At 51.9% G+C, this 25003-nt stretch carries 21 protein-coding genes; 15 read left to right on the forward strand and 6 right to left on the reverse strand.

Annotated elements, in window-relative coordinates:
* Nucleotides 1-9: 9 nt before the first annotated feature.
* On the forward strand, nucleotides 10-648 hold the full coding sequence (nth, locus tag CEK60_RS07290) for an endonuclease III (protein WP_089038459.1): 639 nt from the start codon (nucleotides 10-12) through the stop codon (nucleotides 646-648).
* Between the two features lie 53 nt (nucleotides 649-701).
* Here nth and CEK60_RS07295 read toward each other — a convergent pair whose 3' ends face one another.
* Nucleotides 702-1760, reverse strand: coding sequence for a tRNA-queuosine alpha-mannosyltransferase domain-containing protein (locus tag CEK60_RS07295; protein WP_089040875.1), 1059 nt, complete (start codon nucleotides 1758-1760; stop codon nucleotides 702-704).
* Nucleotides 1761-1914: 154 nt separating this feature from the next.
* Here CEK60_RS07295 and CEK60_RS07300 point away from each other — a divergent pair, with 154 nt between their 5' ends.
* The 4 genes from CEK60_RS07300 to CEK60_RS07315 are packed head-to-tail and all read left to right on the forward strand — an operon-like array spanning nucleotide 1915 to nucleotide 7317.
* A complete protein-coding gene (locus CEK60_RS07300) occupies nucleotides 1915-2289 on the forward strand; it encodes a response regulator transcription factor (RefSeq protein WP_089038460.1) in 375 nt (124 codons plus the stop codon).
* Nucleotides 2286-4346, forward strand: a complete 2061-nt coding sequence (locus CEK60_RS07305) for a 3'-5' exonuclease (protein ID WP_089038461.1) — start codon at nucleotides 2286-2288, stop codon at nucleotides 4344-4346. Before CEK60_RS07300 ends, CEK60_RS07305 begins: the two co-directional genes overlap by 4 nt.
* Complete coding sequence (locus CEK60_RS07310; RefSeq protein ID WP_089038462.1) at nucleotides 4343-4546, forward strand: hypothetical protein; 204 nt, start codon at nucleotides 4343-4345, stop codon at nucleotides 4544-4546. Before CEK60_RS07305 ends, CEK60_RS07310 begins: the two co-directional genes overlap by 4 nt.
* A 2-nt stretch (nucleotides 4547-4548) precedes the next feature.
* Nucleotides 4549-7317 (forward strand): ATP-binding protein, encoded by a 2769-nt coding sequence (locus CEK60_RS07315; protein ID WP_089038463.1) that lies wholly within the window; start codon nucleotides 4549-4551, stop codon nucleotides 7315-7317.
* A gap of 3 nt (nucleotides 7318-7320) precedes the next feature.
* Here CEK60_RS07315 and CEK60_RS07320 read toward each other — a convergent pair whose 3' ends face one another.
* From CEK60_RS07320 to CEK60_RS07330, 3 genes are read right to left on the reverse strand one after another with little or no spacing between them, the layout of a single operon-like run.
* Nucleotides 7321-8448: a DUF294 nucleotidyltransferase-like domain-containing protein gene (locus CEK60_RS07320; protein WP_089038464.1), complete on the reverse strand. Its 1128-nt coding sequence runs from the start codon at nucleotides 8446-8448 to the stop codon at nucleotides 7321-7323.
* A 30-nt stretch (nucleotides 8449-8478) separates the two neighbouring features.
* Nucleotides 8479-8805, reverse strand: a complete 327-nt coding sequence (locus CEK60_RS07325; RefSeq protein WP_089038465.1) for an HlyU family transcriptional regulator — start codon at nucleotides 8803-8805, stop codon at nucleotides 8479-8481.
* 53 nt (nucleotides 8806-8858) lie between these two features.
* Nucleotides 8859-10079, reverse strand: a complete 1221-nt coding sequence (locus CEK60_RS07330; protein WP_030072775.1) for an argininosuccinate synthase — start codon at nucleotides 10077-10079, stop codon at nucleotides 8859-8861.
* 209 nt (nucleotides 10080-10288) lie between these two features.
* On the opposite strand from CEK60_RS07330, the gene rnt reads away from it, so the two are divergent.
* Complete coding sequence (gene rnt / locus CEK60_RS07335) at nucleotides 10289-10957, forward strand: ribonuclease T (protein ID WP_038484741.1); 669 nt, start codon at nucleotides 10289-10291, stop codon at nucleotides 10955-10957.
* A 217-nt stretch (nucleotides 10958-11174) separates the two neighbouring features.
* Nucleotides 11175-12434, forward strand: coding sequence for a 6-phosphofructokinase (locus CEK60_RS07340; RefSeq protein ID WP_089038466.1), 1260 nt, complete (start codon nucleotides 11175-11177; stop codon nucleotides 12432-12434).
* 91 nt (nucleotides 12435-12525) lie between these two features.
* On the opposite strand, the gene CEK60_RS07345 is transcribed toward CEK60_RS07340, so the two are convergent.
* Nucleotides 12526-14241 (reverse strand): bifunctional protein-serine/threonine kinase/phosphatase, encoded by a 1716-nt coding sequence (locus CEK60_RS07345; RefSeq protein ID WP_038484747.1) that lies wholly within the window; start codon nucleotides 14239-14241, stop codon nucleotides 12526-12528.
* Between the two features lie 257 nt (nucleotides 14242-14498).
* Here CEK60_RS07345 and ppa point away from each other — a divergent pair, with 257 nt between their 5' ends.
* From ppa to purH, 8 genes are all read left to right on the forward strand, one after another.
* Complete coding sequence (gene ppa, locus CEK60_RS07350) at nucleotides 14499-15029, forward strand: inorganic diphosphatase (protein WP_009724723.1); 531 nt, start codon at nucleotides 14499-14501, stop codon at nucleotides 15027-15029.
* A 217-nt stretch (nucleotides 15030-15246) separates the two neighbouring features.
* Entirely contained in the window at nucleotides 15247-17127 is a 1881-nt protein-coding gene (gene dsbD, locus CEK60_RS07355) for a protein-disulfide reductase DsbD (RefSeq protein WP_089038467.1), read from the forward strand.
* A gap of 296 nt (nucleotides 17128-17423) precedes the next feature.
* Complete coding sequence (accB, locus tag CEK60_RS07360) at nucleotides 17424-17888, forward strand: acetyl-CoA carboxylase biotin carboxyl carrier protein (protein ID WP_089038468.1); 465 nt, start codon at nucleotides 17424-17426, stop codon at nucleotides 17886-17888.
* 30 nt (nucleotides 17889-17918) lie between these two features.
* A complete protein-coding gene (gene accC / locus CEK60_RS07365; RefSeq protein ID WP_038484756.1) occupies nucleotides 17919-19259 on the forward strand; it encodes an acetyl-CoA carboxylase biotin carboxylase subunit in 1341 nt (446 codons plus the stop codon).
* A gap of 108 nt (nucleotides 19260-19367) precedes the next feature.
* Complete coding sequence (gene prmA, locus CEK60_RS07370; protein ID WP_089038469.1) at nucleotides 19368-20279, forward strand: 50S ribosomal protein L11 methyltransferase; 912 nt, start codon at nucleotides 19368-19370, stop codon at nucleotides 20277-20279.
* Nucleotides 20280-20378: 99 nt separating this feature from the next.
* Nucleotides 20379-21419 carry a tRNA dihydrouridine synthase DusB gene (gene dusB / locus CEK60_RS07375; protein WP_089038470.1) on the forward strand — a complete coding sequence of 347 codons (1041 nt, stop codon included), beginning with the start codon at nucleotides 20379-20381 and terminating at the stop codon, nucleotides 21417-21419.
* On the forward strand, nucleotides 21416-21739 hold the full coding sequence (gene fis / locus CEK60_RS07380; RefSeq protein WP_038484762.1) for a DNA-binding transcriptional regulator Fis: 324 nt from the start codon (nucleotides 21416-21418) through the stop codon (nucleotides 21737-21739). The genes dusB and fis overlap by 4 nt, the downstream gene beginning before the upstream one ends.
* A gap of 60 nt (nucleotides 21740-21799) precedes the next feature.
* Nucleotides 21800-23380, forward strand: coding sequence for a bifunctional phosphoribosylaminoimidazolecarboxamide formyltransferase/IMP cyclohydrolase (gene purH / locus CEK60_RS07385; protein ID WP_089038471.1), 1581 nt, complete (start codon nucleotides 21800-21802; stop codon nucleotides 23378-23380).
* 129 nt (nucleotides 23381-23509) lie between these two features.
* Here the strand turns inward: purH and CEK60_RS07390 are convergent, their stop codons facing one another.
* Complete coding sequence (locus CEK60_RS07390) at nucleotides 23510-24967, reverse strand: NAD-dependent succinate-semialdehyde dehydrogenase (protein WP_089038472.1); 1458 nt, start codon at nucleotides 24965-24967, stop codon at nucleotides 23510-23512.
* Nucleotides 24968-25003 lie beyond the last annotated feature (36 nt).

The raw sequence follows: 25003 nt of genomic DNA on the forward strand, positions 1-25003 counted from the left end.
GAGCATCCGATGAATGCCCAAAAGCGTCATGAAATTTTTGCTCGCCTACAGGCGGAGAATCCCCACCCCACGACTGAGCTAAACTGGAGCACGCCCTTTGAACTGCTAGCTGCGGTGCTGCTGTCTGCTCAAGCGACGGACGTTGGTGTTAACAAGGCCACTGACAAGCTTTTCCCTGTGGCCAATACGCCGCAAGGGATTATTGACCTGGGTATCGAAGGGCTAAAGAGTTACATTAAAACCATCGGGCTGTTTAACACTAAAGCCGAAAACCTGATGAAAACCTGTCACTTGCTGATCAATCAACATGGTGGCGAGGTACCTGAAACACGCAAAGCACTGGAAGCCTTGCCAGGGGTAGGGAGAAAGACCGCCAATGTGATTCTAAACACTGCGTTTGGTCAACCCACCATCGCCGTAGACACGCACATTTTTCGAGTTTCTAACCGCACGGGTATCGCCAAAGGCAAAGATGTCGTTGAGGTTGAGCAAAAGCTACTACGCCATGTTCCCAATGCATTTAAACAGGACGCCCACCACTGGCTGATTCTTCATGGGCGCTATACCTGCATTGCCCGCAAACCACGCTGCGGCAGCTGCATTATTGAAGACCTGTGCGACTATAAAGACAAAACCGAACTTGCTTAAGCCCACTGGTTGTTAACGTGAGTAAGGCAGGACCTCGACCAACAATGCAGTGATCAGTGCTCCATCAAAAGCGCACGGTAAGCGCGACGCCATTCAGGCCACTGCCACTGCTGAGTATTCAACAGTGCTGGTTGGCTAGTAGGGTCGGTTAACCAAGCGTGGAGTCGTTGGTAAAGCCCCTCTTGCGTGCCATCAAAGCGGTAGTCGTTAGGGTAGAGTTCGGGGAAACACAGCCTGTCTGGCACTAGCGGAATCGCGCCGCGCTGGGCAGCTTCCATAATGGCTAATCCTTGGAACTCGTGCCACGTGGTCGAGACCACAATACCACCACCGGTGAGCAATGCTCGATACTCCGCTTCTGGCTGCGGCCCCCAGCAAATCGTGTGTGCCGCCAAGCGTTCTTCTGCCTCATCAAAAATGGCAGGTACATCGCGAAAGCGCTGTCCAAGCACCGCTAGTTCAAAAGGAACCTGCTGCTCACTCAGCTTGAACAGCACTGTAAAAAAGTCTTCGGGATTTTTATCGTACTCCCAGCGATGATTCCAAATAATCCGCCGTGGGTGTGCGTTTGTCTGGGGAGAAGCCGCTAGCGGCATTATTGGCACAGGCAACACTTTTGACTGTTGGCGTAAGCGCTCTAATGGCTTAGCTGCTGGCAGGTTTTCAGGCATCTTTTTTAACAACCGCCGCGCACCGTCGAAAAAAGAGTCACGGTTGTAAGCGGTATTAAACACCAACGTATCCGCCGCCAACGCCGCGTATAAATTGACCATTTTGGCCTCTACCTGGGAGATTTGATCGCTAGACTCTGGGTAGGCAAACTGGTTTTCATGAAAGTAAACAATCTTTCTGGCTCGCCCTAAATGAGGGAATAAGCCAACGAGCGTGGCAATATCGACCATCGAAGTGGCTAACACAACCTCATAGGATTCACTCAGTGTCTCGTACTCTTTTAACCACCAACTCAATGGGTTGCCGCGGATTCGCCACGAGAAATGGCGTGGTGGCAAGCTAAGCAACGTCCAAGAGACATCGTTTACCTCGGCCATCAGACTTTGTGCCCAATAGCGGTGACTAACAGCCTCATAAGCAGACAATAATAAAACGCGCATAAACACCTTACTAAAAAGCCCATTAAGCGAAGTAAACAGCAGCCACTTGATGAGAGACGTTACGAGCATTCGGCCAAGGTCGTCTTGGCCTAACCTGTCGCGCTACATACACTCTAATCAAACACCTAACAATGACCCCTTTAGGGAGGGCATCATGGCCAAAGTACTCGTGGTCGACGACGAGCCCAATATTGTACTGTCTCTGGAATTTTTAATGGAGCAGGCAGGCTTTCAAGTTGTCACCGCCTACGACGGAGAAGCCGCACTCGAACGTATCAACGATTCCGCCCCTGACCTGCTACTGCTCGATATCAGCCTGCCCGGAATCAGCGGTTTTGATGTACTAGAGCATCTTCGCCGTTCAGAAGCGACGGCCCAACTGCCGGTCATTATGCTGACCGCCCATGGGCGAGATATCGAACGTGAGAAAGGCTTAGCGCTAGGGGCTGATGACTACATCACCAAACCGTTTTCGACCCAGTCGCTAATTAAAAAAGTTAAATCACTGCTCAATGGCAACCCACAATGACCCGCGACGGGCTCCCTAAACGTCAGCGACTCATTGGCCTATGGCTGCTGCTAAGTGGTATCAGCTTGCTGGGGGGCGCTATTTTTGCTGCGTGGCTGGATGCTCAGCTTTCGCCTACTGGCCCAACCCGTATAGCGCTCTGGTTGGGCAGTTTTTCCGGCGGTGCGACGATATTTTTAGTTGGCCTGCTACTAGAACGCATGCTTTTCACCCCTCTACGCCATTTACAGGTTCAGTTGGCCAGATTAGTGGCAAACCCAGATGCTCGTGATGAACACCCACCAGAAGGCTGGCTGAAAGGGCTTGGCCCTGACCTACGAAGAGTGCGCGAGAGTTGGCGCATTGACCGCAATCAATTAGCCACGGCTCATGCCGATGGCGCACGAAGCGCCGCAAAAATACGTCGCGAATTAGAAACGCTGCTGCAAGTACTCGAAACCCCCTTATTACTATGTGACCACCACCGCCGTTTGATGCTATTCAACCAGGCCGCAGAAGATTTCTTTGTCGATAATACGGCGTTGGGCTTGGGAAAACGCTTAGAAGCGCTACTCCCCGTTGCCAGCCTACAACAAGCGCTTAGCCAACTTCCTGCGGATGGTTCGCCCCGCGAACTGCTTGCCCCCTGTGATAACCGCTGGTTAAAGGTCGTGCTACGTCGAGTTCCTGGCAGTGATGGAGAAACACTACTAACGTTTAGCGATGCAACCGCTTCCTGGTCAAATGAAATGGGTGTTAGAGCAGAACTCGCCACCAAGCTCCCCCTCCTACGCCAACACACAGCAAGCCTGACCAGTGCAGCGGATGCACTGATACAACTGCGCCATAACGGCGCAGAGAACCCAGCGTTACGTCATCGGTTCGAGCAGGTAATCCAAGAGGAAGGAGCGACCCTGGGTGATAATGTTGGTCAAATCGGACAGTTATTGGATGATTTGCAACATCAAGGCGAGCGCTTAACCCCTATGTGGTCGAATGACTTCTGGCAAGCCCTGGATGAACGCTTAGATCCAGCGCATCGGCTCATCACCCCCGTCGGCATGCCTGCCTGGTTTAAAGGCGACGCACCGGCACTGATTGTTCTGTTTGATTCCTTAGTCAAGCATCTTAACTCTCACCTGCCGGTTAGCCATTTTGAAGGTGAGATATGCCTTGGCAACAAGCGGGTTTATTTGGACTTAATTTGGCAAGGCAGCCCCTTACCAGAGCATGAGCTAGCGAAATGGCGTCGCCAGCCCCTGCCATCGCTACCACTTAATCCGCTGGTGTCAGACGTACTGCGCCAGCATGCGAGCGATATTTGGAGCCTTGCTGACGATGATGCTATTCATGCGCGCCTGCGCCTGCCGCTACCAGCCATGGAGCGCGTTGGGGCACCCCGTGAAACCGCACCTCCGCGACCAGAGTTCCATGATTTCGGCATCGCTGACCTGCCGCCACCCGATGAGGAGTTGGCGAACCGCACATTACGTAGCCTAGAAGTGGTTGCGTTTGATACTGAAACCACTGGCCTTGAGCTACGCCGAGGGGATACGGTGATTAGCCTGGGGGCTTGTCGGGTGGTCAATGCGCGGCTATTGGCCAGCGAGGTCTTTGATCAAAAAGTCGATCCGAAACGTCCAATCCCCCCTACCAGTACAGCAATACACGGATTGACAGATGCTGATGTGGCCGGTGCACCGCCCCTTGATATTGTCCTAACGCGCTTCCGAGATTACGTCGGTGAAGCGGTTTTATTAGCGCATAATGCCGCGTTTGATATGCTCGCCATTACTAACAAAGGGGTTGTCTTTGATTTGCCTGTCATCGATACCTTATTAATCTCAAGAGCATTAGACGAAGCGTTAGATGGGCATGATTTAGATACGTTGGCACAACGCTACGACCTGACGTTCCCACCAGGCACTCGCCACACGGCGCTTGGTGACGCCCGTGTAACCGCTGAATTATGGCTAGCGTTGTTACCCCGGCTTGAAGCACGTGGCGTGGATACGTTAGAGCAGCTGTTGGCGCTGCAGGCCAACGCGTTTGATCGCCAGGATGCCAGCGCCTCATGAAACATCCAGGCTCACGGCAAATCGAGCGTTTAATAGCCTTATTCGCCCTAGCAATACTGCTCTTCAGCCCCCCGCTGATTATCATGGTTGACCGGCTCACCTCTTTGAGCATGAGCTGGTTACCGCTTTATCTGTTTATTGCTTGGGGCGCGGTAATTGGCCTCACCGCCTGGTTAATGGAACAACGTTCAGGACGCTGATCATGCGTACAGATGCAGTGATTCTAGGAACGGCATTTGGCTATTTGGCACTACTGTTTGTCGTCGCCGCGTGGGGGGACCGTCGTGCCGAGCAGGGTCGATCATTAATTGGCTCGCCCACGGTATATGCGCTGTCGATTGCCGTTTACTGCACCGCATGGACGTTCTATGGCAGCGTGGGACGCGCAGCAGACCACGGCCCCAGTTTCCTGCTTATCTATCTTGGCCCAACCCTGGCGATGCTTCTCGCCCCTGTCGTCATTCGCAAAATGGTGCGCATCGCATCCCGCCAGCGAATCACTTCTATTGCTGATTTCATTAGTGCTCGTTATGGCAAAAGCACCAGCTTAGGCGCACTCGTTGCATTAATGGCCCTCATTTGTATAACGCCCTACATTGCGCTGCAGTTAAAAGCGATCACCGTTAGCCATGCAGTACTGGTGAACTATCCCAATACCGCGGATGCCACCCTGGTTGATGAGCGTTTCTGGCTGGACAAATCGCTTTGGGTCGCCTTAGTGCTTGCGGTATTTATTATACTTTTCGGCACCCGCCATCTCGATGCCAGTGAACGACATGAGGGAATGGTTGCCGCTATTGCCTTGGAGTCACTGGTAAAGTTGGTTGCGTTTATGGCCGTCGGTATTTTTGTGGTATTTGTGTTGTATGAAGGCCCCAGCGCGCTATTCGCCAGCGTCGCCACGATGCCAGAAATAGCGGAAAAAATGGGGTTGGAAAGCGTACCAGGCGGTGCCACTGGCTGGGTCGGAATGCTAATACTTGCCTTTCTGGCCTTTTTAACCCTGCCTCGTCAGTTCCAGGTGTTGGTTGTCGAAAATGTCGATGAACAGCATTTAGCCAGGGCGAGCTGGTTATTTCCGCTTTATATGTTGCTCATCAACCTGTTTGTTATTCCTATCGCCTTTGCTGGCCTTCTGTTAGGTGCTGGCGCGGGTGATTCCGATAGTTTTGTGCTGACACTGCCCCTTTCTGCAGGGCTTGAAGGATTACCCTTGCTGGTATTTATAGGCGGTCTTTCAGCAGCTACTGGCATGGTGATTGTTGAAACGATTGCACTTTCTACCATGGTGAGTAACCAGCTCATTATGCCCTTACTACTAAGAACACAACGCCTTCACCTGAGCACGTCCGGCGAGTTGGCAGGTTGGCTGTTGGGCATTCGCCGAATTGCCATCGTTTTGATACTGCTGCTTGGCTATCTATATCACGCGCTGATTGGTGACTCCTACAGCCTTGTCACTATCGGGCTTGTCTCCTTTGCTGGGGTGGCACAATTTGCCCCAGCCCTGTTAATTGGCCTCTACTGGCGTGGCGCGACTCGCCAAGGAGCCACCGCTGGCTTAATCGCAGGCTTTTTAGTCTGGTGCTATACGTTACTGCTACCAGGTTTTGCCCAATCCGGTTGGTTAGATGCAACGTTTCTAACTCAGGGGCCATGGGGCATTTCATGGCTGATGCCTTACCGCTTATTTGGCCTGGAAGATTGGGATATTTATTCCCACGCACTGCTGTGGAGTATGCTGGCAAATGTTGGCTTACTGATTGGCGTGTCACTTTTTAGCCGCCCTACGCCACTTGAGCAAACCCAAGCCGCCCTTTTCACTGGCGCCTTACACCCTAACTTGCAAACGACCTCTTTATGGAGAGGACAGACGACTCAAGGCGCCTTAAAAGAATTACTTATTCGCTACCTTGGCAACCAAGTCACCCATCGGGTGTTTAACCAAAGCATTAATAAGAGCGACTACCGCTCAGACGAACCGGCAACAGCCGATCTAATTACCCGCTCAGAGCAGGCGCTGGCAGGGTCACTTGGCAGTGCATCAGCGCGCGTACTAATCAATTCAGTGGTACGTGGAGAAGCACTCGATCTTGAGTCGATTTTGAGTATTTTAGACACTACGTCACAAACCCTGGAGTACAACCGTCGGCTAGAGCAAAAATCACAAGAATTAGTCGCCGTAAGTGACGAGCTCCGCAGTGCCAATGAACAGCTGCGCGAGCTTGACCGCTTGAAGGACGAGTTTGTCGCTATGGTAAGTCATGAGCTTCGAACCCCGCTAACCTCGATACGCGCGTTTGCCGAAATATTACGCGATAGTGATCAACTACCCGATGAAAAACGCCAACATTTTCTGGGCGTTATTGTCCATGAGAGCCAGCGTCTTTCGCGTTTAATAGAGGAAATTCTTGACCTTGCACGCTTAGAGAGCGGTCGCCTGACGCTTCACCCGGTTCCCCTCGACCTAGCAGCCCTAGCGAGGCAGAGCATCGATGCGGTTGCTCGATTACATGAAGATCGAGGTATTACCCTCGATATCAGTTTAGCGGCTGACCCCGCCATGGTGGTCGGTGACCAAGACCGCTTGGAGCAAGTCATTATTAACCTGCTCGATAACGCCAGTAAATTTGCTGACCGCCAGCAGCCTCAAGTGCGGCTGGCACTTTATCGGCATCGTAATCATTTTCGTTTAAGCGTTGAAGATAACGGACCCGGTATCAGCGCTGACGAACGTGAGCGCGTGTTTGAGAAATTTCATCAAATACAGCAAAGCGGCGAAATACCACGCGGCCGCCCCAAAGGTAGCGGCCTTGGCTTACCTATCAGCCGAGGCATTATTGCTCACCTTGGTGGAAGACTTTGGGTGGAAGACGCTAAAACGCTGGGTGGCGCATGCTTAACCCTAGAGCTGCCAGCAGCTCCTAAGGAGTCAACTCTAGGTAACTCTTCGCAGCTTACGGGGGAATAGCCGTTATAAGCGCTTTACTTGGTTAACAAACGCTTTGATTTGCTGTAAATCAAATTTCAGCAGTAGCCGCTCATCATCACGAAGACGTCGCAGGTCCACCCAGCCGTCGGCGGTTTGCCCGTGAGACTTATTGTGGCGCTGCTGCTCTAGAAGCAAGTGCTGCATACGGCTAAAAGCGGCTAGCAGTAAGTTCGATTGCTCCTTCGTCAACGTACGTGTGAAATGGGCAAGTGCCGTTAGTCGTTCACGTGTGCCTATCTCACGTCGCTGGTAGCGCACACAGAGTAATCGGGCAGCGCTTATTAACGGCATCAATCCTTGTCGCTTAAGATCGATTGCTTGGTCATAGGGAGCCGCTAGCCCAGGATGTGAAGCAATGCGACCAAACCGGTCAAGCGCCACCGGCAGCTCATCTAACAACGCCGCCATTTCATTCATGAACAAAGGCGCGCTTGAGAGAGTTGAGCGCACCCGTTGGCCTAACGTTTGTGCAAACTCAACATTCCCTGCCACAGGATAAAAATCGAGCCATATATTGGTTTGCTGCACCCGCTTAACCTGACGATCCGCACTCCAAATTACAAATTGCTGCTGCCATTCGCTCAAGCGCTTGCGCCACATTGGCCAACGCGCCATGACATGGCCACGGCACAGCGGAATGCCCGCTTCATCTAAGCGTTGTGTAAAACGTTCGCCTAGCGCCTGAAAGTAGCCATCAATTTCAACGTGTCGAGCGTCAGGATAGTCACCAATAATCAGCGCATTGTCCTGGTCAGGCCCAAGCAAGCTTTCAAAGCGTGCCGCCGAGCCGAGCGTAACAACACAGTAATCTACCGGTGGCTTACCCCACCCTTGTGCCTGCATTTCATCTAGTGCTGCTGCAATCGATTGACGATAAAGCCAAGCGATGTGGTCACTAATGAGTTCGCTAATACGCCAAGCAGGCAAGTCATAACGCAGCAATGTCTCAACAAAAGAGAGCTGTGCGGCATAGGCGTCAGATAAGGATGGATTAAAAAGAGAGGTATTCGTGTAAAAATCGCGAAGTGGAGCACTTAGCGCCGAGATATCCAATGAGCCATAATGACATACCAAGGAGCGCCAAGGGGAAGCACGATAGACCATGTGCATACTCCGCTCCTCAACTAAACGAAAAGCTTGCTAGGTGTCACTAGCATTACGAGGATCAGCCGTAAACATCTCCTCACCCACTTCATCAATAAAGCGCTGCGCTTTAGCGACCATCATCGCATCACAGGCTTCACGGCCTGGCAGCATGTCAGAGCGTTCAAAGCGGTGCTCGTGAGTAACGCCCTCGCCATCTAACTTACGGATCCAACCGCTAACGCGAAATTGTCCGCTTTGGTTATCAGGCTGAGACACAATTAAATACTCTTTATATTCAACTGGCTCGGCCGCTTTGGTGGCTCCTTCCGAGGCGCCAGCCCCCGCGCCACCCAACAGGCCAGAAAATAGTTTTTTAAACATTCGGACTCCTTCGCAATAAAAGCGGCCAGACGTCGTCTGGCCGCTTAGCATGCTTAGCTCTGTTGACGACCTTTACCGGCAGCAATCCGTAGACGCAATGCATTCAGCTTAATAAAGCCTTCTGCGTCTTTTTGATCGTACGCGCCCGCATCATCTTCAAACGTTGCAATCGACTCATCAAACAACGACTGCTCGGACTTACGCCCTACAACCGTTGCATTGCCTTTATAGAGCTTCATGCGAACAACGCCCGCGACGTTCTTCTGTGTTTCGTCGATCGCCGCTTGTAGCATACGACGCTCGGGGCTCCACCAATAACCGTTGTAGATCACTTCAGCGTATTTAGGCATTAGTTGATCTTTCAAGTGCGCTTCTTCACGGTCAAGCGTCAGCGACTCGATGGCGCGGTGAGCACGCAGCATGATTGTGCCCCCTGGTGTTTCATAGCAACCACGGGACTTCATACCAACATAACGGTTTTCAACGATATCCAGGCGGCCAATACCATTATCGCCACCTAGTTTGTTAAGCTTTTCAAGCACTTCATGAGGCTTAAGCGCTTCACCATCAATAGCGACGATATCGCCATTCTCAAACGTCAGCTCTACATAAGTCGGCTGCTCAGGCGCGGCTTCAGGAGAAACACTCCAACGCCACATGTCCTCTTCTGCTTCCGCCCATGGGTCTTCCAAAATGCCGCCTTCATAAGAAATGTGCAGCAGGTTGGCATCCATGGAGTACGGTGATTTTTTCTTTTTATTAGAAAAATCAACGGGAATTTTGTGCTCTTCGCAGTAAGCCATCAACTTCTCACGCGAAGTAAGATCCCATAAACGCCAAGGAGCAATAACCTTCACGCCAGGTTTGAGTGCATAGCCACCCAGTTCAAAACGAACCTGATCGTTCCCTTTACCCGTTGCACCGTGAGAAATGGCATCAGCGCCCGTCTCATTAGCAATTTCAATCAAGCGCTTAGCAATCAACGGACGAGCGATAGAAGTACCGAGGAGATACTCGCCTTCATAGATGGTGTTCGCTCGGAACATTGGGAATACATAATCGCGAACAAACTCCTCGCGAAGATCTTCGATATAGATCTCTTTAACACCCAGTGCTTGAGCCTTAGCGCGTGCGGGCTCGACTTCTTCACCTTGACCGATGTCGGCTGTAAAGGTCACTACCTCGCAGTTGTAGGTCTCTTGCAACCACTTAACGATAACGGATGTGTCCAGGCCGCCTGAATACGCCAGCACAACCTTTTTGACATCGGACATTCTTTGCTCCTTGTTCATGAAAAGTAGTTCACCCAACGACACCGCGCTGAGCGCAGTGCAATAACATAAACTACGAGTATAGCGCTCTCAATGCTCAGCGAATACCGTCAACGACGCCTAAGGGGTAAAGCTGCTAGAATCATAGCCAACAAAGGGGTTGCTTTAACCGCTTATTCTAACTACTTACTCGCTTTACTAAGGAGAGCTGCATGAGCGAGGCATTTGCCCGCGAATTGATGGCCCAACGTTTTCGCAGTTATCTGCCGGTTGTCATTGATTTAGAAACGGGTGGGTTTAACGCCCAAAGTGACGCAGTACTCGAAATTGCTGCCGTGACGCTTACTATGGATCCTGACGGTAATTTATTACCCGACGCCACTTACGCGTATCACATTCATCCGTTTGAAGGCGCGAACGTTGAGCAATCCGCCCTTGATTTCACAGGCATTAATCTAGATGACCCTCTGCGTCGCCAAGTGGCGCTAAGCGAATCTGAAGCGCTAGGTGAAATTTTTCGCCCTATCCGCAAATCAATCAAGGCACATGGGTGCTCTCGGGCAATACTGGTTGGTCATAATGCTGCCTTTGATCATGGCTTCCTAAATGCGGCGGCGAACCGCTGCAGCGTAAAACGGAATCCGTTTCACCCTTTTTCCAGCTTTGACACAGCAACCCTGGCAGGCTTTGTATATGGCCAAACAGTGCTTGCTCGTGCGTGCCGTGCGGCAGGTATCGAGTTTGATAACAAGTCCGCCCACTCGGCCCGCTACGATACCGAACGCACAGCAGAACTCTTTTGTGCGATGGTCAACCGCTATAAAGACTTAGGCGGATGGCGGCTGGCTCAGCAGGAACAAGAACTGGACGATAGCGAGTAATGAGCCTCCAAGATGCACCCACAGTGGCTTTGCGCTAAACTTCGCGGCTGCAGGCCACGCGTTTGCACGATCTTTCTACGTAAGCGTGTCATTAGTGGTAAGCGTGCCATTAGTGCGCGCTGCTTAATGCACGATTATGAAAACAAGCAAAGGGGCGTCATTTCCCCTTGCTTGAATACTGTTTTAACTACCCGTTTTCAGGAGATGAGACGTTTCCATGGCCCAGCATAATGCCTTTTACGCCCAGTCCGGTGGCGTTACCGCCGTCATCAATGCCAGCGCCTGCGGCGTTATCGAAGCTTGCAGACAAGCGCCCGACCAGATTGGCAAGGTATATGCCGGTCATAACGGCATTATCGGTGCCTTAACGGAAGACCTCATCGATGTGACTCAAGAGAGCGATGAATCGATTGCTGCCTTACGCCATACGCCTGGCGGTGCATTTGGTTCCTGCCGCTATAAGTTGAAAGATATTGATACCCACCGTGCTCAATACGAACGCTTAATCGAAGTTTTCAAAGCCCACGATATTCGCTACTTCTTCTACAATGGCGGCGGTGATAGCGCAGACACCTGCCTTAAAGTGTCCCAACTGTCAGAAAAGCTCGGCTACCCGCTAACCGCGATTCATGTGCCGAAAACCGTTGATAACGATCTGCCTATTACCGATAACAGCCCCGGCTTTGGTAGCGTTGCCAAATATATTGCCACCTCTACCCGTGAAGCATCGCTGGATATTGCGTCTATGTGCGCCACATCCACTAAAGTATTCGTCCTTGAAGTGATGGGGCGTCATGCTGGCTGGATTGCAGCAGCGGGCGGCTTAGCAGGAGAAGGCGAAGGCGAACCGCCTCACCTGATTATCTTTCCTGAAGTATCGTTTGACCGTAAAGCGGTCATGGCGCGCGTTGAAGAGTGCGTTCAGAAGTACGGCTATTGCGTTATCGTTGTCTCTGAAGGCGCACGCTACGAAGATGGCACTTTCCTTGCCGATGCGGGCAATACCGATGCCTTTGGTCACCGCCAGTTAGGCGGCGTAGCACCAACGCTGGCTGGGATGGTGAAGCAAGACCTGGGTTACAAGTACCACTGGGCAGTTGCTGATTATTTACAGCGCGCGGCGCGTCACTTGGCCTCTAAAACCGACGTTGAACAAGCCTATGCAGTGGGCCGCGAGGCGGTAACATTAGCACTTGCAGGCAAAAATGCCATGATGCCCGCCATACGCCGTATTTCACAGGATCCCTATCAGTGGGATGTCATCTCGGCGCCGCTGTCACAAGTGGCTAACCAAGAAAAATTCATGCCACGGGATTTCATTAGTGAAAACGGTTTTGCGATTACACCTGCTTGCCGAGCGTATCTCTCTCCACTCATCCAAGGCGAGGATTTCCCTCCGTTTGAAAACGGTCTGCCTAAAGTAGCTAAGCTAAAGCTCGCAAAAGTGGAACAGAAACTGCCTAAATTCACGCTGTAAATAGTTAGCGTGTTATAAAAACGGGGCGATGAAATCATTCATCGCCCCGTTTTTTATGGTTAGCGTTTATTAATTGAGCAACGTTACGCTTTTAGCGCAATAACCAGGAAAGCACTAATAAGAGCAGCAGAATACCCGCCACCCCCTGCCAAAAACGCCGTGACTCTTGGCGAGGCTCCTCACGACTGGGCACGCGCCCTAACGGGACTCTTAAGGCATGCAGAAATTCGGAGAGCCGTCTAAAACGTAGTGCACGCTGAGGATCTAGAGCCCGACGTAACGCATCATCAAGCTCAGTCGATATTTCTGGATTGGTTGTTCGGGCACTACGGTAGCTGAGCTCTTCAAGATCGGTGTGGCTGCGCAGTCGATTAGGCGTCAACGTATAAGGCAGTGCCCCTGTCAGCAACCAATAGACCGTTGATGCCAATGAATACTGGTCACTGCGCCGACCTACGCTATCACCCAGTGCGTACTCAGGGGCCGTGTGTTCATTAAAACCAATTTGGCGAAGTAGCTCGCCCGAGTGGCGATGGCCATCCACCTCGCGCATGTGGCAGGCACTGAAATCTGCTAACACGAGTTTGCCGTGGGGGTCGATCAGCACATTATCAGGGGTAATTTGCTGATGAATGATATCGCGATGATGCAACGCTTGAACCGCTTTACCCAGTTGATTGGCGATATCCAGGCGCTGCACCAAACTCGCTTGTGGGTGCCTTTCTGCCCACTGGCGGAGCGTTTCACCTTCAACGTGCTGCATTAAGTAATAAAGGTAACGGCGTGGTCGTGACGACTGCATTACTTTGACTACAAAGGGCGAATTTACACGCTCTACCACCCATTGCTGCAGTAAAAAATGTTCCAGATAAGCGTTACGCAAAGAGAGTTCTGGGCTGGGTGCTTTCATCACCATTTCACGCTCTGAATGCACATCACGGACGCGATAAACTCTTGATTGCGCATTACGTGACAGCACCGACAGCACCTCAAGCCCATCAAACCGCTCTCCTGGCGTCAGCTCGGGGGGAATAGGCAGGTCACCATAAATAAGCCCTGGGTGATCTTCAGACTCTTCCGGCAGCTCATCGATACGCAGCAGTTGGAAGCAAAATTGATCACCTCCATACCCCCTATCTTGGGCACGCTGCTTTGCTTCACTCGCTAGGCACTCACAGGCGGCGTCTAGATCACTGGCATTTTGGCGGATCAGACGAACGTAATCAGATGGCATTAAGGTGCCACGGACGCCCTGAGTAGTAAAAACAAAAAAGTCGCCCTGTTTAAGCGGTAGATGGGTATAGTCGATATCGACGCTGCCATCCATCCCCAAAGCACGTGAGGGGTAACGATAGCCGCCAATATCGGTCACATGGTCGCGGGTTAGCTGCTCGAACTCAGCGCCTCGCAATCGAAAAACTAACGTATCCCCCATATGAAATAGGTGCGCTTCCCGCTCGCGAAAGACCATCGCGGATAGCGAAGATACGAAACTTCCTTCTTTAACATGCTTGCTTTGGCTGTAGCACCAACCATTGAGAGCACGCAGTACCCGGGTTGCCGACGTTTTCGTGTCCCAGTGGTCAGGAGTAGAGTAATAGTCAGCCAAAAAACCACGAACACTTAAATCACCTGCCTGTTTAGCCAAGGTGTTACGAGAAATCGAGTCACTAATAACTGCGCACCCCCCTTTTACTTTCAACAGCTGCGCATCAGGCAACCGCACCGACATGGAGCTACGGTGTAGACGCCGATCAGGGGCCACAAAGGCTTGGCCATAACTAATTAGTAACTGGGCGTGCGCCAACTCATCCTCCTAGGCTTTAGGCTCTTCATGGGAACCACACAGCGGTTATGATACACGCTGATCAAGGGAAGCGATGCCCGCCAAACGTCGTGATGGCGAAAAACGACGCTTATTTTTGGATTCATCGTCATTGTTAGCGGCACACACCTATGTCGCATTGGTAATCCACTAGCCAACTTCGTATAATTCTCCGCCATTAATGCAATGCATCAACTGCTTAGCCTTCGCACTACATAAGCCAAGCCAAGGAATAAACGATGAACTTCGATAACATCCCCGCTGGAAAGGATCTGCCCAACGATATTTACGTGGCGATTGAAATTCCCGCTAATCACGCGCCGATTAAGTATGAAATCGATAAAGATATGGGTGCCCTGCTGGTTGACCGCTTCATGGCAACTCCCATGTTCTATCCGGCTAACTACGGCTTTATTCCCCACACCCTGGCCGATGATGGCGACCCGCTGGATGCCTTGGTAGTTACCCCCCACCCCGTGGCTCCGGGTAGCATCATTCGCGCTCGCCCTGTTGGCATTTTGAATATGACCGACGAAGCAGGCGAAGATGCAAAATTGGTGTGCGTCCCGCATCCCAAGCTGAGCACTCTGTATGATGATGTTCAAGAAGTGACTGATCTTCCTGAACTGCTACGTCAGCAAATCGCTCACTTTTTCGAGAACTATAAAGACCTCGAAAAAGGTAAGTGGGTGAAAGTAGAGTCTTGGGAAGGTGTTGAAGCGGCACGCAAAGCGATTGAAAAATCAGTCGCGGCTTACCAAAAAGCTTAACCTATCGGGTTGAGCGATAACGCCAGACCGCGCTTCCTCTTAAAGGCTGCCCATGTGGCAGCCTTTTCTATTATCTGCCGTTTAATTCCGAGACCTGAGATTCAACATTAACGGAGTATGAAGAAGCGCGTCACGTCACCGCAGCATCTACGCTGACATCACAAGGTAGGATATGCTATTTCAAAATTTCCCTGATACGTCTGCGTAAGGATACTTCGTGTTGTCTTTTAAGCGTTTAAGTCTGTTACTGTTACTCTGCTGGCTTCCCCTGCTAGCCCATGCTCAGTGGTTTTCCTCTTCCAGTAATCAAAGCGATTTTTTACCTGTCCTAGAAGCCTTTCAGCCTACCGCTTGGCATGACGGCAGCGCCATTTATATTGGTATCGATATTGCGGACGACTATTATTTATATCGCCACCAATTTAGCGTTAGCAGCACAACGGACGCTGTATCCCTTGATGAGCCGCTACTTCCGCAAGGAACATTCACAACTGATGAATTCATGGGCGATGTGTATGTTTTTCGTGACATATTAGTCTTTGAAACGCCATCTTCCCCGTCCTATAGCGGCCCGATCGATATTGAACTGACGTTCCAAGGCTGTGCCGACGCAGGCCTTTGCTATCCGCCGGAAACCGTATCGCTTGATGCCTCAGAGTCATCTCCCCCCTCGGCCTTTGCTGACTGGGACGCTGCAGATCAAGCACTGCCAGGCGCTGAAGGCAGCGACGACCAGCAAATTAGTCAAACCGCGGGCACAAATAGCAGCGCTGAATTCTCAGCCCCACAAAGCGAAGATAGCCGCTTTAGCGCATTGCTCGACAGCGCCAGCCTCCCTCTTGCCTTAGGGTTATTTTTTATCGCCGGACTGGGCCTTACTTTCACGCCCTGCGTCCTACCGATGGTGCCTATTTTGTCTTCCATTATCGTAGGACAAAAACCAACTCGGCCCCGAGCGTTTGTACTCTCAGCCAGCTATGTATTGGGCATGGCGTCCACCTACGCGTTAGTCGGTGTGCTAATGGGCCTGTTTGGCGCGGGCTTAAATCTTCAGGCCCACCTGCAATCAGCGCCGGTGCTGATTACCTTTGCTGTTCTATTTACGCTATTTGCCTTAGCCATGTTCGGGGCGTTTGATTTAAGGGTTTCGCCGCGACTGGCCTCAAAAATTGACGGCTGGCAAGCACGTGCACAGCAAAGCGGCCCTGCAGGCCTAGCCCTGGCAGGCGCACTATCGGTATTAGTGGTTTCACCCTGTGTAACGGCCCCACTTGCCGGTGCGTTGGTGTTTATTTCCTCGACCGGAAACGCTGCCATGGGCGGAGCTGTGTTATTTGCACTAGGCCTAGGCATGGGTGTGCCACTGCTATTAGTGGGTACCTTTGGGGCAACGCTGCTACCGCGCTCAGGCGCTTGGATGAACGGCGTTAAAATTGCTTTCGGATTGCTGTTACTGGGCGTTGCCATTTGGATGGTTGAGCGATTAGTGCCGCCTTCGCTGGCGCTTTTGCTCTGGGCAGCGCTGGCCATAGGTAGCGCACTCATGCTGGGCGCCTTAAATATGAATCAGTCACAAGGCTGGCCTAAAGCACGACAAACATTAGGGCTGATGCTACTGGCATGGGGCATTGCTCTTGTCATTGGCGCAGCCCAAGGCGGCAGCAACCCATTGCGCCCCTTAACGGTATCAAGCTCCTCAACGGAGAGCGGCACGCCGCAAGCAACGCTTGTTTTTCAGCAAGTTGATGAACTGAGTGCACTTGAAACCGCACTCTCTGAAGCCGCGAGTGCCCAACAGCCTGCCTTTGTTAATTTCACTGCTGACTGGTGTATCTCCTGCAAGCTAATGGAGCGCGATGTTTTTCCAGACCCCAATGTGGTCGCTGCATTGAACGATTTTCGCCTGATTGAGGTCGATGTCACCAATACGGATGCGCAAAGTCGGGAACTGCTAAACCGCTTTAACTTATTTGGCCCACCAAGTCTGCTTTTTTTTAGCCAGGGCGAAGAAGTGCGAGATGCACGCATTCAAGGTGAAATAACGGCTACCCAGCTGGTACAGCACCTGGAAGCGTTACGGCGCTGGCAACAAGGCTGAGCTGAAGCCTATGACCACCTTGTGTCGCGAACGTCGTCAAACGGTTGTTTAAATAACCGGCAACGAGCTTATGTCGACCTTCACTAGACATGCCCGTACTTTTTCGGCAAACTTCGCAGCCATATCAGCTAAAATCTTCATGTTTTAGGACTTAGCACCGGGTAACGTTCAAGATCGTGCAGCGTTCTGTTCATTTTCAAACAAGGTTTACTGCGCTGTGACAGCGCTCAATGCAGCTGGTGATACGATACTCAACTGCATTGCGATTAACTTTCATCACTTTTGGGGCAACAGGTATGGATATTCGTAAAGTTAAAAAACTGATTGAACTCCTCGAAGAATCAAACATTAGCGAAATCGAAATTCAGGAAGGCGAAGAGTCCGTCCGCATCAGCCGCCATCCGAATGGTGCAACGTGGCAGCCTCAGCCGATGCCACAGTACGCTCAAATGCCGCCTATGCAGCAGGCACCTGCTCAACCCAGCGCTCCGGCTGCTGAGGCAGAGCCCCAAGGCGTAAGCTATCAAGGTGAAGCGGTTAACTCACCCATGGTTGGCACGTTCTACCGTAGCCCAGCACCAGGCGCCAAATCGTTTGTGGAAGTTGGCGATACGGTTAAGCAAGGCGATACGGTATGTATCGTTGAAGCAATGAAAATGATGAATCAAATTGAAGCCGATCGCGACGGCGTCGTCGAGGCCATCCTAGTGGAAGACGGAGAGCCGGTGGAATTCGATCAACCTATGATCGTCATCGCTTAATCTTTCACAACAACACGGGTGGATTCTCCCATGCTGGACAAGGTACTTATCGCAAACCGCGGCGAGATTGCCCTTCGTATTCTCCGGGCCTGTAAAGAGCTAGGGATTAAAACCGTTGCGGTTCACTCCAAAGCCGACCGTGAATTGATGCATGTTCGCTTGGCCGATGAAGCGGTATGCATCGGCCCCGCCTCCTCAGCGCAGTCGTACTTGAATATTCCTGCATTAATAAGCGCTGCTGAAGTGACCGATTCAAGCGCCATTCATCCTGGTTACGGCTTTCTCTCGGAAAACGCTAATTTTGCTGAGCAGGTTGAGCGCTCTGGCTTTACCTTTATTGGCCCGCGCGCGGAAACTATCCGCCTGATGGGTGATAAAGTTAGTGCCATTGAAGCAATGAAGATTGCTGGCGTTCCTACCGTGCCTGGCTCAGACGGCCCGTTAGGTGACGATGAAGCCACCAACCTAGCCACTGCACGCCGCATTGGCTATCCGGTAATTATCAAAGCTGCTGCAGGCGGTGGTGGCCGCGGCATGCGGGTGGTACACACTGAAGGCCATCTGCTTTCAGCTATTACTGTCACTCGCACTGAGGCACACTCAGCGTTTGGCGATGGCACGGTTTACATGGAAAAATTCCTTGAGAAACCCCGCCATGTTGAGGTCCAGGTGCTGGCTGACGGCCAAGGCAATGCTATCCACCTTTATGATCGCGACTGTTCTTTACAGCGTCGTCACCAAAAGGTTCTGGAAGAAGCGCCGGCCCCTGGCATCGACCCGGAAGCGCGTGCAAAGGTGCTAGAAGCATGCCGCCAAGCGTGCCTCGAAATTAACTATCGTGGCGCGGGCACCTTTGAGTTTCTGTACGAAGACGGTGATTTCTTCTTTATTGAAATGAATACCCGTGTACAGGTAGAGCACCCTGTCACCGAGATGGTCACAGGCGTAGATATCGTTAAGGAACAGTTGCGCATTGCCTCCGGCCTGCCACTTTCGATTCGTCAAGAAGACGTAAAGATCAATGGCCATGCCTTTGAGTGCAGGATCAATGCGGAAGACTCGCGTACGTTTATGCCCTCTCCGGGCAAAGTCACCCTGTTCCATGCTCCGGGTGGCCTTGGCGTGCGTATGGACTCTCATCTGTACACTGGCTACACCGTACCGCCTCATTATGACTCACTGATTGGCAAGCTAATCACCTGGGGAGCTGATCGCGAGATTGCCCTAACGCGTATGCGCAACGCCCTAGATGAGCTGCTGGTCGAGGGGATCAAAACCAATATTGATCTGCAAAAAGATTTGGTGAGGGACAGTTATTTCCGCCAAGGCGGCGTCAATATTCACTATCTTGAAAAGAAACTCAGCAGCTAATATCTGCAAAAGCGGTATGGATAGCTGATAATGCTCAACGGGGTGGCCATAGCCACCCCGTTATTGTTTTACCTTTGCGTGAATGCACGCACGCAGTGGAGATTACTAATGCCCTGGCTCCAACTCAAAGCCCACGTTGCTCCAGAACAAGCCGAACTACTCGAAGATCTACTGTTAGAGGAAGGCGCGACAGCTATTGGTCTTCAAGACGCCCACGATGATCCTGTTTTCGAACCCGAGCGAGGCACTACCCCGCTTTGGCAAGATACAATTCTCACTGGCCTATATGATGACTTAGACGGCGTTGAATCCATGCTTGAGCGCATTCAAGCTGCTTGGTCTGAACAAGTCCCCGGCGAACCCTGCCCAGCGATTGAGTATGAGCTATTAGCCGATAGAGACTGGGAAAGAGAGTGGATGGATGACTTTACGCCGTTGCGAATGGGCCAACGACTATGGATCGTCCCGAGTTGGCATGAGCCACCAGAAGCCAATGCCGTCAATCTCATTCTTGACCCAGGTCTTGCCTTTGGCACTGGCACCCATCCCACGACGGCTCTTTGCCTGGAGTGGCTGGATAGCCTTGCGGTTAGCGGCAAATTGGAAGATAAAACCGTCCTGGATGTGGGCTGCGGCTCAGGCATTCTTGCCATTGCCGCGCTAAAGTTAGGTGCATCCCACGCCGATGCTACTGATATAGATCCACAGGCACTTCAGGCAAGCCGTGACAACGCAGCGCGCAATCAGATTAGCGACGCACAATTGTCCCTTTACTATCCTGAACAGCTGATCGACGGCCACTACCCAGTTGTCACCGCCAACATTTTAGCTGGGCCATTAGTTGAATTAGCCCCAATGATTGCAGGTCATGTCGCGCCCGGCGGACAAATAGCACTGTCTGGCATTTTAGCTAACCAAGCGGATGAGGTTTTGCAAGCCTACGAAGCCCAGGGTTTGACAATGGAAGAGCCCACAATTCGCGAAGGGTGGGTTCGCCTATCAGGCTACCGCGCTGTTTAATCTAGCCAACGGCCTTCACCCCATCGCCGAGTAGGCGTATCATACGCCCCCTTGAAACGCCTACTCGGCGATTTTTATCTGTATCTACAGCGCAGCACAATGACCACACAAAACTTTCAGCCACCAATGATAGGGCCTCACCAGTTACCCAACCAAGTTATCTTGGCGCCGATGGCTGGCGTTACCGATCGCCCATTTCGCCAACTTTGTAGGCGTTTAGGTGCTGGATGGGTGGTCGGCGAAATGGTGACAGCCGATCCCTCTCTTTGGCATACCCGAAAGTCCAAGCTACGCATGGATCACCAAGGCGAGCCCGACCCACGGGTTGTACAAATTGCCGGGGGTGACGCTGAAATGCTGGCTAATGCTGCGCGCCTTAACGCCGAACTAGGCGCTCAGGTGATTGATATCAACATGGGATGCCCGGCTAAAAAGGTCTGCAATAAGGCTGCTGGTTCGGCCCTAATGCGTGATGAAGCCCTAGTAGCCGACATTCTGGACGCCGTTGTCAAGGCTGTTGATATTCCGGTTACGTTAAAAATTCGCACAGGCTGGTCTGCTGAAGCTAACAATGGCCTGCGCATTGCTAAACTCGCGGAATCCGCAGGCATCCAAGCCTTAGCGGTACATGGACGTCATCGAGAGCAGCGCTATACTGGATGGGCTGAGTACGACACTATCGCTGAAATAAAATCGCACCTGACGATACCGGTTATCGCCAATGGGGATATTACCAGCCCTCAAAAGGCCAAAGAGGTCTTGTCATATACAGGTGCCGATGCAGTAATGATTGGCCGCGGAGCGCAAGGCAACCCATGGATATTCGAGCAGATTACCCACTATCTTGCCCATGGAGAATTGCTAACACCCCCGACTCTTGATGAGCGCCGCAACGTTCTCAATGAGCACCTACAAGCTCTGCACACGTTTTATGGCGATACAATGGGTGTTCGCATAGCGCGTAAACACCTAGGTTGGTACTTGAATGAAGACCCGCGCTTCAACGACAAACAGTATTATCTGCTGAAGCAGCAATTTAATGCGCTTGCCACCCCAGCATCGCAATTTGACTGGATTAATGATGCCATGACGCAAGACGCTGCAGAGCGTCTGCTAGCTAAAGGAAGCCATGCTGCATGACTGAACGCGACCTGCTTTCGAACGAGCTCTCTCACCGTCTCTCAGGCACTCTGGCGGACCCCGCCGCGAGCGTACCGCCCCAACCACTTAGAGAAGCGGTTGAGACGGCGATACGCCGTTACTTCGAGCATCTCGATGGCAGCCAGGCAACTGATCTCTACGCGATGGTGATGGCCGAAGTAGAAGCGCCGCTACTTAGCTGCGTAATGGAACATACTGAAGGCAACCAAACCAGAGCCGCGGATGTATTGGGCTTAAACCGTGGCACATTGCGCAAAAAACTTAAGCTCTATGGATTGATTGAAGGTGACGCCCCATAAGGGGCGTTGTCGTTTGTAATTTTCGATGTTAATTCCTTGACTCTGCACACGAGCACTCTAATGGCTGATAGTACTGCTACCCCCGTCCGTCGCGCCCTTTTGAGCGTATCCGATAAAACCGGCATTGTTGAATTCGCCCGCGGTTTAAGCCAACACGGCGTAGAACTTCTTTCAACTGGCGGAACCTTCCGACTGCTTCAGGAAAATTCTGTTCCTGTTAAAGAAGTCTCTGAGCACACTGGTTTTCCTGAAATCATGGATGGCCGTGTAAAAACACTGCACCCCAAAATCCATGGTGGAATTCTGGCGCGCCGCGGTCAGGATGATGCTGTGATGGCAGAGAACGACATCACCCCCATCGACATGGTGGTCGTTAATCTTTATCCATTTGCTGCCACTGTCGCCAACCCAGACTGCACACTGGAAGACGCCATCGAAAATATCGATATCGGCGGGCCGACCATGGTGCGCGCATGCGCAAAAAATCACGCCTTTACCACCATCGTGGTAAATGCCGATGACTATGCTCGGGTACTGGGAGAGCTGGCCGCGCAAGATGGTCAAGTGAGCGCCGCTACCCGCTTTGACCTGGCCGTAAAAGCATTTGAGCACACCGCCGGTTATGATGGCGCCATTGCCAATTACCTTGGCCGCAAAGTGACTAGCGAAAACGCAACGTTTGCTCGCACTTTCAACCTGCAATTAGACAAAAAGCAGGACATGCGATACGGCGAAAACCCGCATCAGCAAGCTGCTTTTTACGTGGATCCCCAAGCAAGCGAACCGAGCGTCGCCACTGCAAAAACTCTGCAAGGTAAGCCACTCTCCTTCAATAACGTGGCCGACACAGATGCAGCATTTGAATGCGTTAAAGCGTTTGATGAAACGGCTTGTGTCATCGTCAAACATGCCAACCCTTGCGGTGTAGCCATTGGCGCTACTGCACTTGAAGCATATGACAAAGCCTTCGCTACCGATCCGACCAGCGCTTTTGGTGGCATTATTGCGTTTAACGTGGCGCTAGATGCCGAAACCGCTCGGGCAATTATTGATCGCCAGTTTGTTGAAGTTATTATCGCACCCGGCGTGAGTGATGAGGCAGTTGCTATCGTGGCAGAAAAGCAGAATGTACGCCTGCTTGATGTCAGTGCCCACTGGCCTGGCGAAACACAGCCTGCGTTTGACTTTAAACGTGTTAACGGCGGACTGTTGGTACAAGAGCGCGACCAGGGCATGGTAACCCGCGAAGAGCTGACCGTGGTTAGCGAACGTGTTCCAACAGAACAAGAACTTCGCGACCTGGGTTTTGCTTGGCGAGTCGCTAAATTCGTTAAATCGAATGCGATTGTATACGCCAAAGAGGGTCAAACAGTGGGTGTTGGCGCAGGTCAAATGAGCCGCGTTTACTCAGCGAAAATTGCGGGCATTAAAGCGGCGGATGAAGGTCTTTCAGTGCCCGGCTCAGTTATGGCGTCAGATGCATTCTTCCCTTTCCGCGATGGTATTGACGCCGCCGCAGCCGCAGGCATTACTGCCGTTATTCAGCCCGGCGGCTCCATGCGTGACCAGGAAGTCATTGATGCCGCTAACGAAGCGGGCATTGCCATGGTATTTACTGGCATGCGCCACTTCCGTCATTAATCGCTTCGTCTTGCCATAAAAGCAGGCCCCCAACGGATTTTCCGACGGGGGCCTGTTTGCTGATAGCGCTGTTTATTTATAGCAATGCTTATTTATAGAACTGTTTATTTCTAGTACTTGCGCCTGCGCTTAACCTAGATCAATACACAGATATTTTGTCTCAAGGTACTCTTCCAAACCTTGATGCCCGCCTTCACGCCCAAGACCGGACGCTTTTACGCCACCGAAAGGAGCGGCTGCATTAGAAATAAGGCCGGTGTTAATTCCCACCATGCCATACTCAAGTGCATCGGCGACGCGCCAAACGCGACCCAGATCTTGAGAGTAGAAATAGGAGGCTAAACCATACTCGGTGTCATTAGCCATCTCGATAGCAGTTTCCTCTTCATCGAAGGGAAAAACTGCCGCCAGCGGGCCAAAGGTTTCTTCGTGAGCCACCTTCATCTTATCTGTTGCAAAGCTAATCAACGTCGGCGTAAAGAAGTTTCCACCGAGTGGGTGCGGATGACCACCTAGCAGCAGCTCAGCGCCATTATCGACCGCATCCTGCACATGCTCACTGACCTTTTTGACCGCCTCACCGTCGATCAACGGGCCAATGTTAATATTGGGCTCGGTGCCATTACCTACGTACAGCTCACTATTCATAGCAACCGCCAACTTCTCACAGAAGGCGTTAATAACGCTGGACTGCACCAAAAACCGGTTAGTGCATACGCATGTTTGACCAGCATTACGAAACTTCGCAGCCATGGCACCTTCCACAGCGGCATCAAGGTCTGCATCTTCAAACACGATAAAGGGCGCATTACCGCCCAGCTCAAGGGATATTTTTTGCACATGCTCAGCCGCCTGAGCCATGAGCTTGCGGCCAACCTCCGTAGAACCCGTAAAGGTAATTTTGCGCACTTTGGGTGATTGAGTAAGCGCACTGGCGATATCTGCAGCACTGCCAGGCACTACATTAAACACGCCACGGGGAATGCCTGCTCTCTCTGCCAACATGGCAAGAGCCGTCGCAGAAAATGGCGTTTGGCTTGCAGGCTTAACAACAATCGTACAGCCCGCGGCTAACGCGGCGCCTGCTTTACGCGTGATCATAGCAGCCGGAAAATTCCAGGGGGTAATAGCCCCGACAACACCGACAGGCTGTTTTGTCACCACAATACGCTGGTTTGATTTAGCGGCGGGAATAGTCTCGCCATAAACACGGCGCGCTTCTTCTGCAAACCAACGTAAAAAACTAGCGGCATAGACAATTTCGCCCTCTGCCTCTTTTACTGGCTTGCCTTGCTCGTAGGTCATGAGCAAGGCGAGATCATGTTTATGCTCCAGCATGAGATCATGCCACTTCAGCAGCAGATCAGCTCGTTCTTGAGCGGTCAACGCACGCCAAGCGGGTAACGCAGCATCCGCTGCATCGATAGCGCGCTCAGTCTCAACTTTACCCAGTCGTGGCATATCGCCCACGGACTCACCCGTCGCAGGGTTTAAGACATTAATTTGCTCACCGCTGTCGGCGGCCACCCAGCTACCATCGATATAGGCAAACGGGCAATACAGCTGTGTTTCTTTCAGCGCTTCCATGACAGACTCCTGACCAAATATTGGCCTCACGGGCTC

This window comes from Halomonas sp. N3-2A, assembly GCF_002216165.1.
Taxonomy (GTDB): Bacteria; Pseudomonadota; Gammaproteobacteria; order Pseudomonadales; family Halomonadaceae; genus Vreelandella.